The organism is Nonomuraea ceibae (assembly GCF_019396325.1).
Taxonomy (GTDB): Bacteria; Actinomycetota; Actinomycetes; order Streptosporangiales; family Streptosporangiaceae; genus Nonomuraea; species Nonomuraea ceibae.
In genome coordinates, this window is record NZ_JAHKRO010000064.1 from 27,200 (window position 1) to 40,470 (window position 13,271).

The 13,271-nt window shown below is 74.5% G+C and carries 13 protein-coding genes; 7 read left to right on the forward strand and 6 right to left on the reverse strand.

All coding sequences use genetic code 11. The features are described 5' to 3' along the window. Window positions 1–122 precede the first annotated feature (122 nt). Genes KME80_RS31230 through KME80_RS31255 form a run of 6 tightly spaced genes read left to right on the forward strand, consistent with a single transcriptional unit; the run spans window position 123 to window position 6,165 of the window. Window positions 123–2,909 (forward strand): Na+/H+ antiporter subunit A, encoded by a 2,787-nt coding sequence (locus KME80_RS31230; protein ID WP_219510042.1) that lies wholly within the window; start codon window positions 123–125, stop codon window positions 2,907–2,909. Further along, the gene (locus tag KME80_RS31235; RefSeq protein ID WP_219510043.1) at window positions 2,906–3,475 is read left to right on the forward strand and encodes a Na(+)/H(+) antiporter subunit C; all 570 of its coding nucleotides are present in this window, start codon (window positions 2,906–2,908) and stop codon (window positions 3,473–3,475) included. Before KME80_RS31230 ends, KME80_RS31235 begins: the two co-directional genes overlap by 4 nt. Next, on the forward strand, window positions 3,475–5,025 hold the full coding sequence (locus KME80_RS31240) for a Na+/H+ antiporter subunit D (protein ID WP_219510045.1): 1,551 nt from the start codon (window positions 3,475–3,477) through the stop codon (window positions 5,023–5,025). Before KME80_RS31235 ends, KME80_RS31240 begins: the two co-directional genes overlap by 1 nt. Further along, window positions 5,022–5,561: a Na+/H+ antiporter subunit E gene (locus KME80_RS31245; RefSeq protein ID WP_308125999.1), complete on the forward strand. Its 540-nt coding sequence runs from the start codon at window positions 5,022–5,024 to the stop codon at window positions 5,559–5,561. Before KME80_RS31240 ends, KME80_RS31245 begins: the two co-directional genes overlap by 4 nt. Beyond that, window positions 5,558–5,818, forward strand: a complete 261-nt coding sequence (locus KME80_RS31250) for an MrpF/PhaF family protein (RefSeq protein ID WP_219510046.1) — start codon at window positions 5,558–5,560, stop codon at window positions 5,816–5,818. The genes KME80_RS31245 and KME80_RS31250 overlap by 4 nt, the downstream gene beginning before the upstream one ends. Further along, window positions 5,815–6,165 carry a cation:proton antiporter gene (locus tag KME80_RS31255; RefSeq protein ID WP_219510047.1) on the forward strand — a complete coding sequence of 117 codons (351 nt, stop codon included), beginning with the start codon at window positions 5,815–5,817 and terminating at the stop codon, window positions 6,163–6,165. Before KME80_RS31250 ends, KME80_RS31255 begins: the two co-directional genes overlap by 4 nt. On the opposite strand, the gene KME80_RS31260 is transcribed toward KME80_RS31255, so the two are convergent. Genes KME80_RS31260 through KME80_RS31280 form a run of 5 tightly spaced genes read right to left on the reverse strand, consistent with a single transcriptional unit; the run spans window position 6,132 to window position 11,003 of the window. Further along, on the reverse strand, window positions 6,132–6,653 hold the full coding sequence (locus KME80_RS31260; RefSeq protein WP_219510048.1) for a DUF6328 family protein: 522 nt from the start codon (window positions 6,651–6,653) through the stop codon (window positions 6,132–6,134). The genes KME80_RS31255 and KME80_RS31260 overlap by 34 nt on opposite strands. Before the next feature lie 57 nt (window positions 6,654–6,710). Beyond that, complete coding sequence (locus KME80_RS31265) at window positions 6,711–8,735, reverse strand: xanthine dehydrogenase family protein molybdopterin-binding subunit (protein ID WP_219510049.1); 2,025 nt, start codon at window positions 8,733–8,735, stop codon at window positions 6,711–6,713. Then, the gene (locus tag KME80_RS31270; protein ID WP_219510050.1) at window positions 8,732–9,703 is read right to left on the reverse strand and encodes an FAD binding domain-containing protein; all 972 of its coding nucleotides are present in this window, start codon (window positions 9,701–9,703) and stop codon (window positions 8,732–8,734) included. The genes KME80_RS31265 and KME80_RS31270 overlap by 4 nt, the downstream gene beginning before the upstream one ends. Further along, window positions 9,700–10,188 carry a (2Fe-2S)-binding protein gene (locus tag KME80_RS31275; protein WP_219510051.1) on the reverse strand — a complete coding sequence of 163 codons (489 nt, stop codon included), beginning with the start codon at window positions 10,186–10,188 and terminating at the stop codon, window positions 9,700–9,702. Before KME80_RS31275 ends, KME80_RS31270 begins: the two co-directional genes overlap by 4 nt. A gap of 35 nt (window positions 10,189–10,223) precedes the next feature. Continuing rightward, a complete protein-coding gene (locus tag KME80_RS31280; protein WP_219510053.1) occupies window positions 10,224–11,003 on the reverse strand; it encodes an alpha/beta fold hydrolase in 780 nt (259 codons plus the stop codon). A 115-nt stretch (window positions 11,004–11,118) separates the two neighbouring features. On the opposite strand from KME80_RS31280, the gene KME80_RS31285 reads away from it, so the two are divergent. Beyond that, on the forward strand, window positions 11,119–12,282 hold the full coding sequence (locus KME80_RS31285; RefSeq protein WP_219510055.1) for an acetate/propionate family kinase: 1,164 nt from the start codon (window positions 11,119–11,121) through the stop codon (window positions 12,280–12,282). Window positions 12,283–12,291: 9 nt separating this feature from the next. On the opposite strand, the gene KME80_RS31290 is transcribed toward KME80_RS31285, so the two are convergent. Further along, entirely contained in the window at window positions 12,292–13,149 is an 858-nt protein-coding gene (locus tag KME80_RS31290; protein WP_219510056.1) for a tetratricopeptide repeat protein, read from the reverse strand. Between the last annotated feature and the right edge of the window lie 122 nt (window positions 13,150–13,271).

Genomic DNA, 13,271 nt, shown 5'->3' on the forward strand with positions numbered 1-13,271 from the left:
TGGCTGTGGGCGGCATGTTCATGGGCTGGTGAGGTTCCGGTCAACCCGGGTCGCGCCTGCTCCGTGCCGGGTCCGGCAGGCGGGAGATTGGGGGAAGTGCCCACGCCTGTCCCGAGGAGACCATGGAGTCGCTGCTCATCCTGCACGCGGCAGCCGCCCTCTGCGCTCCTTGGCTGACCCGGCTGCTGGGGAGGGACGCGTTCCCGCTGCTCGCGCTGGCTCCGGCGGCCGGCTTCTGCTATTCGCTGTGGGTGCTGGCCTCGGGGGTGCCGGAGGTGTCGAGCTCGTCGTGGGCGCCGGCGCTGGGGCTGTCGCTGTCGTTCCGCGCCGACGAGCCGGGCCTGCTGATGATGGCGCTGGTGACGGGGGTGGGGCTGCTGGTCATGGTCTACAGCTCGCGCTACTTTCCGGCGGGCGAGGCGGGGCTGGCCAGGTTCGGCGGGTTCATGCTGGCGTTCGCGGGGGCGATGCTGGGGCTGGTCATGGCCGACGACCTGTTCCTGCTGTACGTGTTCTGGGAGCTGACGACGGTCTTCTCGTGGCTGCTGATCGGCTACGACCCGGAGAGCCGGGCGAGCAGGCGGGCGGCGATGAAGGCGCTGACGCTGACGACGCTGGGCGGGCTGGCGATGCTGGCCGGGTTCGTGGTGATCGGGCAGGCGGCGGGCACGTACCGGCTCTCGGCGATCGTGGCGGACCCGCCGCGGGGCGGGCCGGTGGCGGCGGGCCTGGTCCTGGTGCTGGCGGGGGCGCTGGCGAAGTCGGCGATCTTCCCGTTCAGCACGTGGCTGCCGGCGGCGATGGCGGCGCCGACGCCGGTCTCGGCGTATCTGCACGCGGCGGCGATGGTCAAGGCGGGCGTCTACCTGCTGGCCAGGCTGGCGCCCGCGTTCGGGGACGTGCCGGTGTGGCGGGCGGTGGCGGTGCCGCTGGGCGTGCTGACGATGGTGCTGGGCGGCTGGCGGGCGCTGCGGGAGACGGATCTGAAGCGGCTGCTCGCGTACGGGACGGTGAGCCAGCTCGGCTTCCTGACGATCCTGTTCGGGATGGGCACCCGGGACGCGGCGCTGGCCGGGGTGGCGATGCTGCTGGCGCACGCGCTGTTCAAGGCGGCGCTGTTCCTGGTGGTGGGCGCGGTGGATCACGCGGCGGGCACGCGGGACCTGAACCGGCTGAGCGGGCTGTGGCGGTCGGCGCCGTGGCTGTGCGCGGCGGCGGTGCTGGCGGGCGCGTCGATGGCGGGGGTGCCGCCGCTGGTGGGGTTCGTGGCGAAGGAGGCGGCGCTGGAGTCGCTGCTGACGTGGGAGACCTTCGACACGCTGGCGCTGGCGGGGGTGGTGGCCGGCTCGGCGCTGACCGTCGCGTACACGCTGCGGTTCCTGTGGGGGGCGTTCGGCACGAAGCGGGGGCTGCGGCCGTCGCCGGCGCATCGCACGCCGGCGGCGATGTTCGCGCCGACGGCGCTGCTGTCGGCGCTGGGGCTGGCGCTGGCGCCGCTGGCGGGCGTGTACGACGCGGCCATGTCGGGCTACACGGGCTCCTTCCGTGACGCGGGGCACGGCACGCATCTGGCGCTGTGGACGGGCGCGGCGGTGCCGCTGCTGCTGTCGCTGCTGATCTTCGCCGTGGGCGGGCTGCTGTTCTGGGCGCGGCGGCCGGTGGCGCGGATCGGCGCGGCGTTGCAGTTCGCCGACTCGGCCACGCTGTTCTGGACGGTGATGCGGCGGCTGGACCTGTTCGCGATCCAGACGACCGGCATCGTCCAGCGCGGCTCGGTGCCGGACTACCTGCTGATCACGCTGGCGTCGGTGGCGGCGCTCGGCCTGTTCTCCTTCCTGTACGTGACGCCGCCGGACCTGGATCTGCGGATCGTCGCCTGGCAGCAGCCGGAGCAGCCGTTCGTCGTGGTGCTGATGGTCGCGGCGGCCGCGCTGGCGCTGGCCGCGCGCGCGTACGTGCTGCTCGCGGTGGTGACCGGGCTGACCGGGTACGGGACGGCGCTGCTGTTCCTGGCGCACGGCTCTCCTGACCTGGCGCTGACGCAGTTCCTGGCCGAGACGCTGAGCCTGGTGGTGTTCGCGCTGGTGCTGCGGCGGCTGCCGATCGAGCCGGTCCAGGCGCGGCTGCGCTTCCCGTTCCGGCTGGCGATCGGGCTGGTGGTGGGGACGGTGACGGCGGGCGCGGGGATGCTGGCGATGGAGGCGCGGCAGGCCGAGCCCGTCGGCGGGCTGATGGCGGGGGCGGCCGAGCGGGCCGGGGCGCACAACATCGTCAGCGCGCTGCTGCTGGACATCCGCGCCTGGGACACGCTGGGCGAGAGCACCGTGCTCGTCGTGCTCACGCTGGGCGTCACGAGCCTGGTGTTCCTGCGGCGCACCTCGTACACGATCGAGCGGGACGAGGGCGGCACGGCCCGGCCGCCGGGGCGGCCGCACTGGCTGAGCTCGGCGCTGCCCCGGGGGGAGCGGGCGCTGGCGTTCGAGGTGGCGGCGCGGCTGACGTTCCACACGGTGCTGGTGCTGTCGGTCTACCTGCTGCTCGTCGGGCACAGCCTGGTGGGCGGCGGGTTCGCGGGCGGCATCGTGGCCGGGCTGGCGATCACCGTACGCTACCTGGCGGGCGGCCGGTACGAGCTGGCGGCGGCGGTGCCGGTGCACGCGGGCGTGCTGCTGGGCGCGGGGCTGACGCTGTCGACCGGCACCGCGCTGGCAGGGCTGCTGTCGAGCGGCGCGGCGCTGACGATGCTGGCCGCCGACGTGACGGTGCCGCTGCTCGGCACCCTGCACCTGTCCACGGGCCTGCTGTTCGACCTCGGCGTGTACGTGACCGTGATCGGGATGGTGCAGGACGTGCTGCGCGCGCTGGGCGCCGAGCTCGACCGTCAGATCGAGAAGGAGAACGCCTCGTGACGATCCCGCTGCTGCCGTTCGCCGCCTCCGGGGTGCTGATCGCCACCGGGGTGACGCTGATGCTGGAGCGGAGCCTGGTCCGGCTGCTGGCCGGCGTGGTGATGCTGGGCAACGGGGTGAACCTGCTCATCGTCACCTCCAGCGGCAGCCCGGGCAGCCCGCCGATCCTGGGCCGGTTCCCGCAGGAGGGGATGGCCGACCCGCTGCCGCAGGCGATGGTGCTGACCGCGATCGTCATCACGCTGGGCGTGACCGCGTTCCTGCTGGCGATGGTGCACCGGTCGTGGCAGCTCACCGGCAGCGACGAGGTGCAGGACGACACCGAGGACCGGCGGGTGCGGCTGCGCGCGCGGGCGGGCGAGCTGAGCGAGGCGGTGCGGCGCAGGCAGGAGGAGTACCGGCGGCTGCTGGCCGAGGAGCGGGTGCAGCGGCCCACGGAGAAGGAGGCCCGGCGGCGGCTGCGGCTGCGGCGGCGCGAGGCGCTGCGGCTGATGCGGCACGCCATCCGGCAGGAGCGGGCGCGGCAGGCGCTGGCGCTGGACCCGGAGCTGGAGGGCGACGACTGATGGAGAGCCTCGTCGCGGTGCCGGTGCTGCTGCCGCTGCTGGCGGCCGGTGTGAAGCTGGCGATCGGCGCGCGGCTGCGCCGTCTGCAGTCGCTCATCAGCATCGTGACGCTGACGATCACGGCCGTGGTGTCGCTGGTGCTGCTCGTGGAGGTGGACGCGCACGGGCCGGTGGTCACCGAGCTGGGCGGCTGGGAGTCGCCGCTGGGCATCTGCCTGGTGGCCGACCGGCTGTCGACGTTGATGCTGGTGGTCTCGACGCTGGTGACGCTCTGCGTGATGGTGTACGCGGTGGGCGGCGCGTACGCCGACCAGGAGCACGACGCGCCCATGGCGATCTTCAATCCGGCGTTCCTGGTGATGGTGGCGGGGGTGGCGGACGCGTTCCTGTCGGGTGACCTGTTCAACCTGTTCGTGGCGTTCGAGATGCTGCTGAGCGGCTCGTACGTGCTGCTGACGTTCGGCGGCACCCAGTCGCGCATCCGGGCGGGGGCCACGTACACGGTGATGGGGCTGGCCTCGTCGATGCTGTTCCTCATCGCGCTGGCCGTCACGTACGCGGCGACGGGGACGCTGTCGTTCGCGCAGCTCGCCGAGCGGTTCGGGCCGCTGGACACGCACGTGAAGCTGCTGATCGAGCTGACGCTGCTGCTCGCGTTCGCGATCAAGGCGGCGATCTTCCCGCTGTCGGCGTGGCTGCCGGACTCCTATCCGACGGCGCCTGCCCCGGCGACCGCGGTCTTCGCCGGGCTGCTCACCAAGGTCGGCGTGTACGCGATCATCCGGCTGGAGGCGCTGCTGTTCCCCGGCGGGCCGGTGGCGACGCTGCTGATGTGGGTGGCGCTGGCGACGATGCTGGTGGGGGTGCTGGGCGCGGTCGCGCAGACCGACATCAAGCGGGTGTTCTCCTTCACGCTGGTCAGCCACATCGGCTACATGGTGTTCGGCGTGGCGCTGTCGACCGTGCAGGGGCTCAGCGGGGCGATCTTCTACGTGGTGCACCACATCACGGTCACGACCGGGCTGTTCCTGGTGGCGGGGCTGATCGAGCGGCGGGCCGGCACCACGCGGGTGGAGCGGCTGGGCGGGCTGATGACGGCCACGCCGCTGATCGCGCTGCTGTATCTGATCCCGGCGCTGAACCTGTCGGGCATCCCGCCCATGTCGGGCTTCCTGGGCAAGCTGGCGCTCATCCAGGCCGGGCTCGCCGACGGCAGCCCGCTGGCGCTGCTGCTGGTCGCGGGCAGCCTGACGACGAGCCTGCTCACCCTGTACGCGGTGGCCAAGGTGTGGGGCAAGGCGTTCTGGCGGGCGCCGGAGCCGTCGGTCACCGGGACGGTGGTGGAGAGCGACGAGTCCACCGGCGAGGACCCGGTGGTGACCACGACCACGATGCCGCTGACGCTCGTCGGGTCCACGGCGGCGCTGGTGGTGCTCGGGCTGTCGTACACGCTGCTCGCCGGGCCGCTGTCGGCGCTGACCGACCGGGCCGCCGCCGAGCTCATGTCCCGGGGGCCGTACGTCTCCGCCGTGCTGGGGAGGGGCGAGTGACGTCGAGGCTGCTCACGCCGAGGGTGTTCGGCAGGCCGGTGCCGGTGCCGCTGGTGGCGTGGCTGACGCTGATCTGGGTGATGCTGTGGGGCAGCGTGTCGCCGCTCACGCTGGCGGGCGGGGTGGTGGCGGGGGCTCTGGTGGTGTGGCTGCTGCCGCTGCCGGTGCTCGACCCGGGCATCCGGCTGTGGCCGGTCGCTTTCGTGCGGTTCGCGGCGTGGTTCGGGCTGGACCTGGTGACCTCGACGGTGCGGGTGGTGTTCTGGGTGCTGCATCCGGGGCCGCCGCCGACGGGCGTGGTCCGTGCGCCGCTGCGCACCTCGTCCGAGTCGATGATCATGATGGTGATGGTGGCGGTGTCGACCGTGCCGGGGAGCCTGGTGCTGGAGTACCTGCCGGAGCGGCGCGAGCTGGTGCTGCACCTGCTGGGGCGGCGCGGGGACCTGGACGAGATCGGCCGGGCGGAGGTGGCCGGGCTGGAGTCGCGCATCGTCCGGGCGTTCGGCACCTCGGCCGACCGGGAGGAGCTGGGATGACTGCGGTTTATGTGGTGACGCTGGCGCTGCTCGCCTGCGGGGCCGCTGCGGCGCTCTACCGGGTGGCGCGCGGGCCGTCGATGCTGGACCGGGCGGTGTCGCTGGACGTGCTGACGTCGCTGGCGATGTGCGGGCTGGGCGCGTTCGCGGCGGTCACGGACGACTACTCGGACGTCCCGATCCTGCTGGTGCTGTCGCTGCTCGGATTCGTCGGGTCGGTGTCGATCGCCCGCTTCTTCCCCGGCCGGTCGCGGTGAGCGTGCTGGACGTGGCGGCGGCCGCGTGCCTGCTCACCGGGGCGGTGCTGGCACTGTCGGCGGGGGCCGGGCTGATGCGCTTCCGCAACACCCTCGACCGCATGCACGCCGGCACCAAGCCGCAGGTGCTGAGCGTGCTGCTGGTGCTGCTGGCGATGTGGCTGCGCGAGCCCACCCTGTGGCTCGCCGGGCCGCTGCTGATCGTCGGCGTGTCCCAGGTGATCACGGTGTCGGTGGCCGCGTACGTGATCGCCAGGGCGGCCCACCGCCGCCGAGCCCCCGAGGACGACGACGGCACCGCGCTGCCGCCCGATCACTCCCCCGCGCCGGGCCGCGAGCGGCGCTGAGACCCGCCGTCGTCCCCGTTGGAGTTGTGCCGGTCGATGGCCGGCTGGGCGAACCACGCCCACGCCGCCAGCGCCGCGACGACCCCCGCCGTGCCCCAGGCGAGCGCCGAGTCGAACAGGAAGTCCACGACCAGCATCGTCGCCGCCGTCATCGACATGGCCAGCGCCAGCGCCCCGGCGATCCCGTAGAAGTTGGAGCGCCGCACCAGCCGCTCCTTCATGCCCTGCCGGAACAGCACCCGGTGCTGGTTGGCGGGCGCGATGTAGCAGATCGACGCGATCGCCGCGCTGACCAGCGCCACGTAGAACAGCCACCGGTCGAACGCGCTCAGCCGGACGAACCCCTGCGAGAACGGCACCGTCAACAGGAACGCGAACAGCACCTGCACCCCGGTGACCGCCACGCGGGCGCCCTGCAGCAGCTCGACGAAATTACGGTCGGCCCGCTCCTGCCGGGTCTCCCTGTCCTGCTCCGGCACCTGTTCCATACCCGCCCTCCCTGACCTCGCGCCTGCCGGGGATCTCCTCTTCCTTGAGGAAGCGGGTCAAAACCCCGCCAGCAGCTTGGCCGGGGTGATCGGCAGGTCACGGACCCGGACGCCGGTGGCGTGGTGGACGGCGTTGCCGATCGCGGCGGCCGTGCCGACGATGCCGATCTCGCCGATGCCCTTGGCGCCCATCGGGTTGAGGTGCGGGTCGTCCTCGTCGATCCAGTACGCGCGCACGTCCGGCACGTCGGCGCACGCCGGGACGTGATACTGGGCCAGGTCGTGGTTGCCGAACCCGCCGAACTCCGCGTCGGTGACGCTCTCCTCCATGAGCGCCATGCCCAGCCCCATCGTCATGCCGCCGACGAACTGGGAGCGGGCCAGGTCGGGGTCGATGACCCGGCCGGCGGCGAACACGCCGAGCAGCCTCGGCACCCGCACCTCGCCGGTGTCCGGGTCGACGCGCACCTCGGCGAACTGCGCGCCGAACGCGTGCCTGGCGTAGTCGCCGCCCCTCCCCGCCTCCCCGGCGGTGTCGGCGGCGCCGTGCTTCCCGTCGCGCAGCAGCTCCTCGCAGGCCCGTACGACGGCCGAGCCCCACGAGGCCAGGCCCATCGAGCCGCCGGCGAGCGGCGCGGCGGGCAGGTCGCTGTCGCCGAGCTCGACCCGCACCCGGCCGGCGGGCACGTCGAGGGCGCCGGCGGCGATGGCAGTGAGCGCCGTGCGGGCGCCGGTGCCGATGTCGGCGGCGGCGAGCCTGATCACGAAGGCGCCGTCCTCGGCGGTGGCGGTGGCCTGGGAGGGCCGGGTCATGGCCGGGTAGGTGGAGGCGGCGACGCCGGTGCCGACCAGCCAGCGGCCGTCGCGCCGGACCCCGGGCGCCGGGTCGCGCCCCTCCCAGCCGAACCGGCGGGCGCCCTCGCGCAGGCAGGCCACCAGGTTGCGGGAGCTGAACGGCAGCCCGCCCTCCGGCTCGGCGTCCGGCTCGTTGATCACGCGCAGCTCGATCGGGTCGATCCCGGCGGCCACGGCCAGCTCGTCCATCGCCGACTCCAGCGCGTACATGCCGGGGCACTCGCCGGGGGCGCGCATCCACGAGGGGCTGGCGACGTCCAGGCGGACCAGCCGGTGCGCGGTGCGCAGCGCCGGCGTGGCGTACATGGTGCGGGCGGGCACGGCGGCCTGCTCGGCGAACTCGACGAGCGTCGAGCTCTGCACGCGCACCTCGTGGTCGAGCGCGGTCAGCCGGCCGGTCGCGTCGCAGCCGAGGCGCAGCCGGTGGATGGTGGGCGTGCGGTAGCCGGTGACGTCGAAGAGCTGCTGCCGGGTGAGCGCGATCTTGACCGGGCGGCCGGTGGCGCGGGCGGCGAGCGCGGCGAGTATCGCGTGCGGCCGGGTGGTGCCCTTGGACCCGAAGCCGCCGCCGACGTGCCGCGACACGACGCGCACGCGTTCCGGGGGCAGGCCGAGCGTGCGCGCGATGGTGTCGCGGTCGGCGGCGGCGCCCTGGGTGGAGTCGTAGACGGTCAGCCGGTCGCCGTCCAGGACGGCGAGGGCGGCGTGCGGCTCCATCGGGTTGTTGTGCAGCGGCGGCGTGCTGTAGGTGACGTCCACGGTGACGGCGGCGCCGTCGAGCCCGGCGGTCACGTCGCCCTTCACGGTGTCGGCGGGGAAGGCCGGGTTGACCTTCTCCGGCCGGTAGAGGCCGGGGTGGTCGGCGCGCAGCAGCACGTCGTGCGGCTCGGCCGCGTAGGTGACGCGGACGGCGCGGGCGGCGGCGCGGGCGTTCTCGTAGGTGTCGGCGACGACGGCGGCGACGATCTGCCCCCGGTAGGCGACGTCCCGGCTGCTGAACAGGCGCAGCTCGGGGTCGGCGTCGCCGGCCAGGTCCGGCGGGTCGTCGCTGGACAGCACGGCCAGCACGCCGGGCATCGCGCGGGCCGCCTCGGCGTCGATCGCGGTGACGCGGCCCTTGGCGATCCCGGACTGGACGGCGTAGGCGTGGGCGACGCCGTCCACGGGGTACTCGGCGGCGTAGAGGGCTCGGCCGGTGACCTTGTCCCGGCCTTCGACACGGTTCACGGGGTCAGCTCCTTCAGCGCGCGCACGATCACGTTGCGGGCCATCGGCACCTTGTAGGCGTTGCGCGGCAGCGGCCTGGCCTGGTCGAGCTCGGCCTCGGCGGCGCGGGCGTAGGATTCCTCGCCGGCGGGGGCGCCGAGCAGCGCGGCCTCGGCGCGGGCGGCGCGCCAGGGCGCGTGGGCGACGCCGCCGAGCGCGAGCCGGACGCCGGTGACGATGCCGTCGGCGCCGATGTCGAGCGCGGCGGCGACCGACACCAGCGCGAACGCGAACGAGGCGCGCTCGCGCACCTTGAGGTAGGCCGAGCGGCCGGGCGGCGGGGGCGGCAGCTCCACGGCGGTGATCAGCTCGCCGGGCTCCAGCACGGTGTCTCGCTCGGGCTCGTCGCCGGGCAGCCGGTGCAGGCCGGGCATCGGCAGCACGCGCGAGCCGGCCGGGCCGGTCACGTGCACGCGGGCGTCGAGCGCGGCCAGCGCCACCGCCATGTCCGACGGGTGCGTGGCCACGCACGCCTCCGAGTGGCCGAGCACGGCCAGGTGGGAGTGGTCGCCGGGGATGGCCGGGCAGCCGGAGCCCGGCCGCCGCTTGTTGCACGGCTTGGAGACGTCCTGGAAGTACGGGCAGCGGGTGCGCTGCAGCAGGTTGCCGCCGACGGTCGCCAGGTTGCGGATCTGCCCGGACGCGCCCGACAGCACGGCCCTGGCGAGCATCGGGTAGCGGGCCAGCACCAGCGGGTGCGCGCCGAGGTCGCTGTTGCGCACGGCCGCGCCGACGCGCAGCCCGTCGCCGGCCGCCTCGACGCGGTCCAGCGGCAGCCTGCTGACGTCCACCAGGCGCTCGGGCTCGGCCACGCCGAGCCGCATGAGGTCCACCAGGTTCGTGCCGCCGCCCAGGTACATGTCGCCAGGCCGGAAACCCGCCACCGCGGCGGCCGGGTCGGCGGCTCGCGTGTACTCGAACGCCTTCACCGCGCCACCTCCGCGATCGCGGCCACGATGCCCTGGTAGGCGCCGCACCGGCACAGGTTGCCGCTCATCCGCTCGCGGATCTCCCCGGCGGTCAGCTCGGGCTCGGCGGTCAGGTCCTCGGTGACGGCGCTGGGCCCGCGCTCGGCCAGCATCCCGGCGGCCGAGCAGAGCTGCCCGGGGGTGCAGTAGCCGCACTGGAAGGCGTCGTGCGCGATGAACGCCTCCTGCAGCGGGTGCGGCGCGCCGTCGCCGGCCAGCCCCTCGACCGTCGTCACGGCCTGCCCGTCGCACGCCACGGCCAGGAGCAGGCAGGCGTTGGCCCGCCGCCCGTCCAGCAGCACCGTGCAGGCGCCGCACTGGCCGTGGTCACAGCCCTTCTTCGAGCCGGTCAGCCCGAGCCGTTCACGCAGCAGGTCGAGCAGCGAGGTGCGGGGATCCACGGGCAGCGTGCGCTCGTCTCCGTTCACGCGCAGGGTGATCTCCATGGCCGCTCGACTACCCGGGCGCCGCCGGGGACAAGCTACTCGTCCAGGAAATTCTGGATGACCCTGGCGAACGCCTCGGCCTGAAACTCCAGCGGCACCATGCCGCCCTCGATCACCGCCGTCCGCGCGCCGGGCAGCCGCCCCGCCAGCGCCTTCAGCTCCGGGAAGGCGTACGGGTCGGCCGACGCGCCGACGACCAGCACCGGGCAGCGGATCAGCCCGAGCCGGTCCTCCATCCGGTACGCGGCGACCGCCCGGTGCCCGAGCTCCACGTCGGGCCAGACGGCCAGCGCGTCACGCACGAACCGGGCCAGCAGGTCGGGCCGCTCCGGCGGGTAGAAGCCGGCGCGGCCCGCCCACAGCGCGGTCAGGTGCGAGCCGTCGGCGCTCTCCTCGGCGTGGTCGACCGGCGGCCTCTCGCGCCGCACCCGCCTGCCCTCGGCGTCGACGAGCGGCGTGGACGACAGCACCAGCGCGGTGACCCGCTCCGGGGCCCGGCTCGCCGCCTCGATCGCGATCACGCCACCGGTGTGGTGCCCGGCGATCGCGGCGCGCTCCAGGCCGAGCGCGTCCATCAGGGCGAGCACGCCGCCCGCGTACGCCTCGACGGAGTGCTCGGGCGGCGACGCCGAGGCGCCGAACCCGAGCGTGTCCATGGCGACGGCCCGGCGCGTGCGCCCGAGCAGCGGCAGCACCTCGCGGTACTCGTCCCACGACCGGGGTGACTGGTGCAGCAGCAGGACGGGTTCGCCCCGCCCGCACGAGGCGTAGTGGATCTGTCCGAACGGCGTGCCGGCATACCCGAACTCGATCATTCGCGGCCCTTCCTGGCGACGTGCTCCCCCGGCAGCGTAAAGGGCGGGCCAGGGCATGTGTCACGCCATGCCTCACGGGTAGCGCCGACGGGGACGGCGATCGGCGGGGAGGGACATGACGGCGCAGGTGTGGGACGGCGGCCCGGCGGCGGTGCTGACCGTGAACGCGGGGTCGTCCAGCCTCCGCCTCGACCTGGTCGACGGCGGCAGCGTCGTCGACAGCGCGCACGCCGAGCGCGCCATGGAGCCGGACGCCGCCCGCGAGGAGCTGTCCGCCTTCCTCGGCCGCCACCTGGACCGCGACGTCGCGGCCGTCGCGCACCGGCTGGTGCACGGCGGCGACCTGGTGCGCGCCCCGGTGGTCGCCGACGACGAGCTGGCGCGCGGGCTGCGCGAGCTGACCGGGCTGGCGCCGCTGCACCTGCCGCCCGCGCTGGCGCTGCTGGACGCGGCCCGCGAGCTGCTGCCCGCCGTGCCGCACGTGCTCTGCCCCGACACCGCCTTCCACGCCGCCCTGCCCGACGCCGCCGCCGTCTACCCGCTGCCGCGGCCCTGGCGGGAGCGCTACGGGCTGCGCCGCTACGGCTTCCACGGCCTGTCGTACGCGTGGGCGTCGGGCCGCGCCGCCGAACTGCTCGGCCGGCCGGTCGCCGACCTCGGCCTGGTGCTGGCGCACCTGGGCGGCGGGGCGTCGGTGTGCGCGGTGTCGGGCGGGCGCAGCCTGGACACCTCGATGGGCTTCACGCCGCTCGACGGGCTGCCGATGAGCAAGCGGTCCGGCGCGGTCGACCCCGGGATGCTGCTGTGGCTGCTGGAGGACGGCCGGCTCACGCCGGACGAGCTGCGCCGCGGCCTGGAGCGCGAGTCGGGGCTGCTGGGGCTGTCCGGCGGGCGTTCCGGTGACACCCGCGACCTGGTGGCGGCCGAGCGGGACGGCGACCGGGCGGCCGGGCTCGCGCTGGAGGTGTTCTGCCACCGGGTCAGCCGGGAGATCGCCGCCGCGGCCACGTCGCTGGACCGCCTGGACGCGCTGGTGTTCACCGGGGAGATCGGCTGGGACCAGCCGGAGGTGCGCGAGGCGGTCTGCCGCAGGCTGGGGCTGCTCGGCGTGGCGACGCCGGTGCGCGGCAACCGGGCCGACGACGGCCCGGTCAGCGCCCCCGGCGCGGCCGTCCCGGTGCTGGTCGTCGAGGTGCACGAGGAGCTGCAGCTCGCCCGCGAGTGCCTGCGCGAGCTGTACGGGCCCGCCGCGCCGCAGGAGGCCGACCGCGGCCCGTGAACCCTGTGATCACGTGTGGGCCTCGCCCAGATCCGTCCAGTCGCGTCCCGGGGCGCGCCCGCGCCACTCGGCCAGCAGCTCGGCCGCCCGAGACGGCGGCGCCGCCAGCCACATCCGCTGGGTTCCGCCCTCGGCGGCGTGCCGCTCCTGCTCCACACTGCCCTCGCTGCAACAGGCGCACAGCACCCGCACGTTCCCGGCCGGCTCGGCGCCCAGCCCGGCCGCCGCGAACAGCTCCACCAGCTCCACCACGTCCGCGCCGCTCCCCGTGACGGTGACCGACAGCGTCGGCAGGTCGGACGTCGCCCACAGCATCAGCTCGTCGAACACCGGATAGCGCACCCCCTCCACCACCCGCTCGCCGCTGGGCGCGCCGTCGTGCAGCACGATCTCGCCGAACCTGCGGTCGGCCGCCAGCGGCACGCTGACGACCCTGGCCCGCGCCGGGCACACCCGCCGCACCCACACCACCTCCGGCTCGCCGTCCGGCTCCAGCCGCACGCACGCCATGCCGAGATCGGCGTCGATCTCCCCCTCGCCCGGCGGCAGCGTCAGACCGTAGCCGGCCCAGGCGTCCCTGGCGGTCGCCCAGTCACGCATGATCGTGGCGGCGATGCCGAGGTTCCAGAACGCCGGCTCCTGCTCGCCGCGCGGATAGCGGGCCGCCGCCTCCTTGCCGATCTCGTACGCGTGCGCCCAGTCCTTGCGGAACTTGTGCGCCAGCGCCAGGTCGAACCACCACGCCGGGCTCCGCTCGCCGTCGGGCTCCAGCGCCACCAGCTCGGTCAGGCCCCGCACCGCGCCGTCCCAGTCCTCGCGGTCCCACGCGGCGTACGCCGCCCGCTCCAGCTCGCCCGGCGCCGTCATGTGCGCTTCCCTTCCCGTCAGCGATCTGATCGTCCGACGTCATGGCAACCATCTCCCGATATGCGGCTGTGCGGCAACATCGCGTAACCTGGTGCCATGTCGACGCCCCGAGTTTCCTAGCT

Bases quoted from the DNA above. Each gene is read 5' to 3' on its own strand.
- KME80_RS31260 (WP_219510048.1), bottom strand. From the start codon at position 6,653: ATGGAACAGGTGCCGGAGCAGGACAGGGAGACCCGGCAGGAGCGGGCC.
- KME80_RS31285 (WP_219510055.1), top strand. From the start codon at position 11,119: ATGACGGCGCAGGTGTGGGACGGCGGCCCGGCGGCGGTGCTGACCGTG.
- KME80_RS31250 (WP_219510046.1), top strand. From the start codon at position 5,558: ATGACTGCGGTTTATGTGGTGACGCTGGCGCTGCTCGCCTGCGGGGCC.
- KME80_RS31240 (WP_219510045.1), top strand. From the start codon at position 3,475: ATGGAGAGCCTCGTCGCGGTGCCGGTGCTGCTGCCGCTGCTGGCGGCC.
- KME80_RS31290 (WP_219510056.1), bottom strand. From the start codon at position 13,149: ATGACGGCGCCGGGCGAGCTGGAGCGGGCGGCGTACGCCGCGTGGGAC.
- KME80_RS31230 (WP_219510042.1), top strand. From the start codon at position 123: ATGGAGTCGCTGCTCATCCTGCACGCGGCAGCCGCCCTCTGCGCTCCT.
- KME80_RS31275 (WP_219510051.1), bottom strand. From the start codon at position 10,188: ATGGAGATCACCCTGCGCGTGAACGGAGACGAGCGCACGCTGCCCGTG.
- KME80_RS31280 (WP_219510053.1), bottom strand. From the start codon at position 11,003: ATGATCGAGTTCGGGTATGCCGGCACGCCGTTCGGACAGATCCACTAC.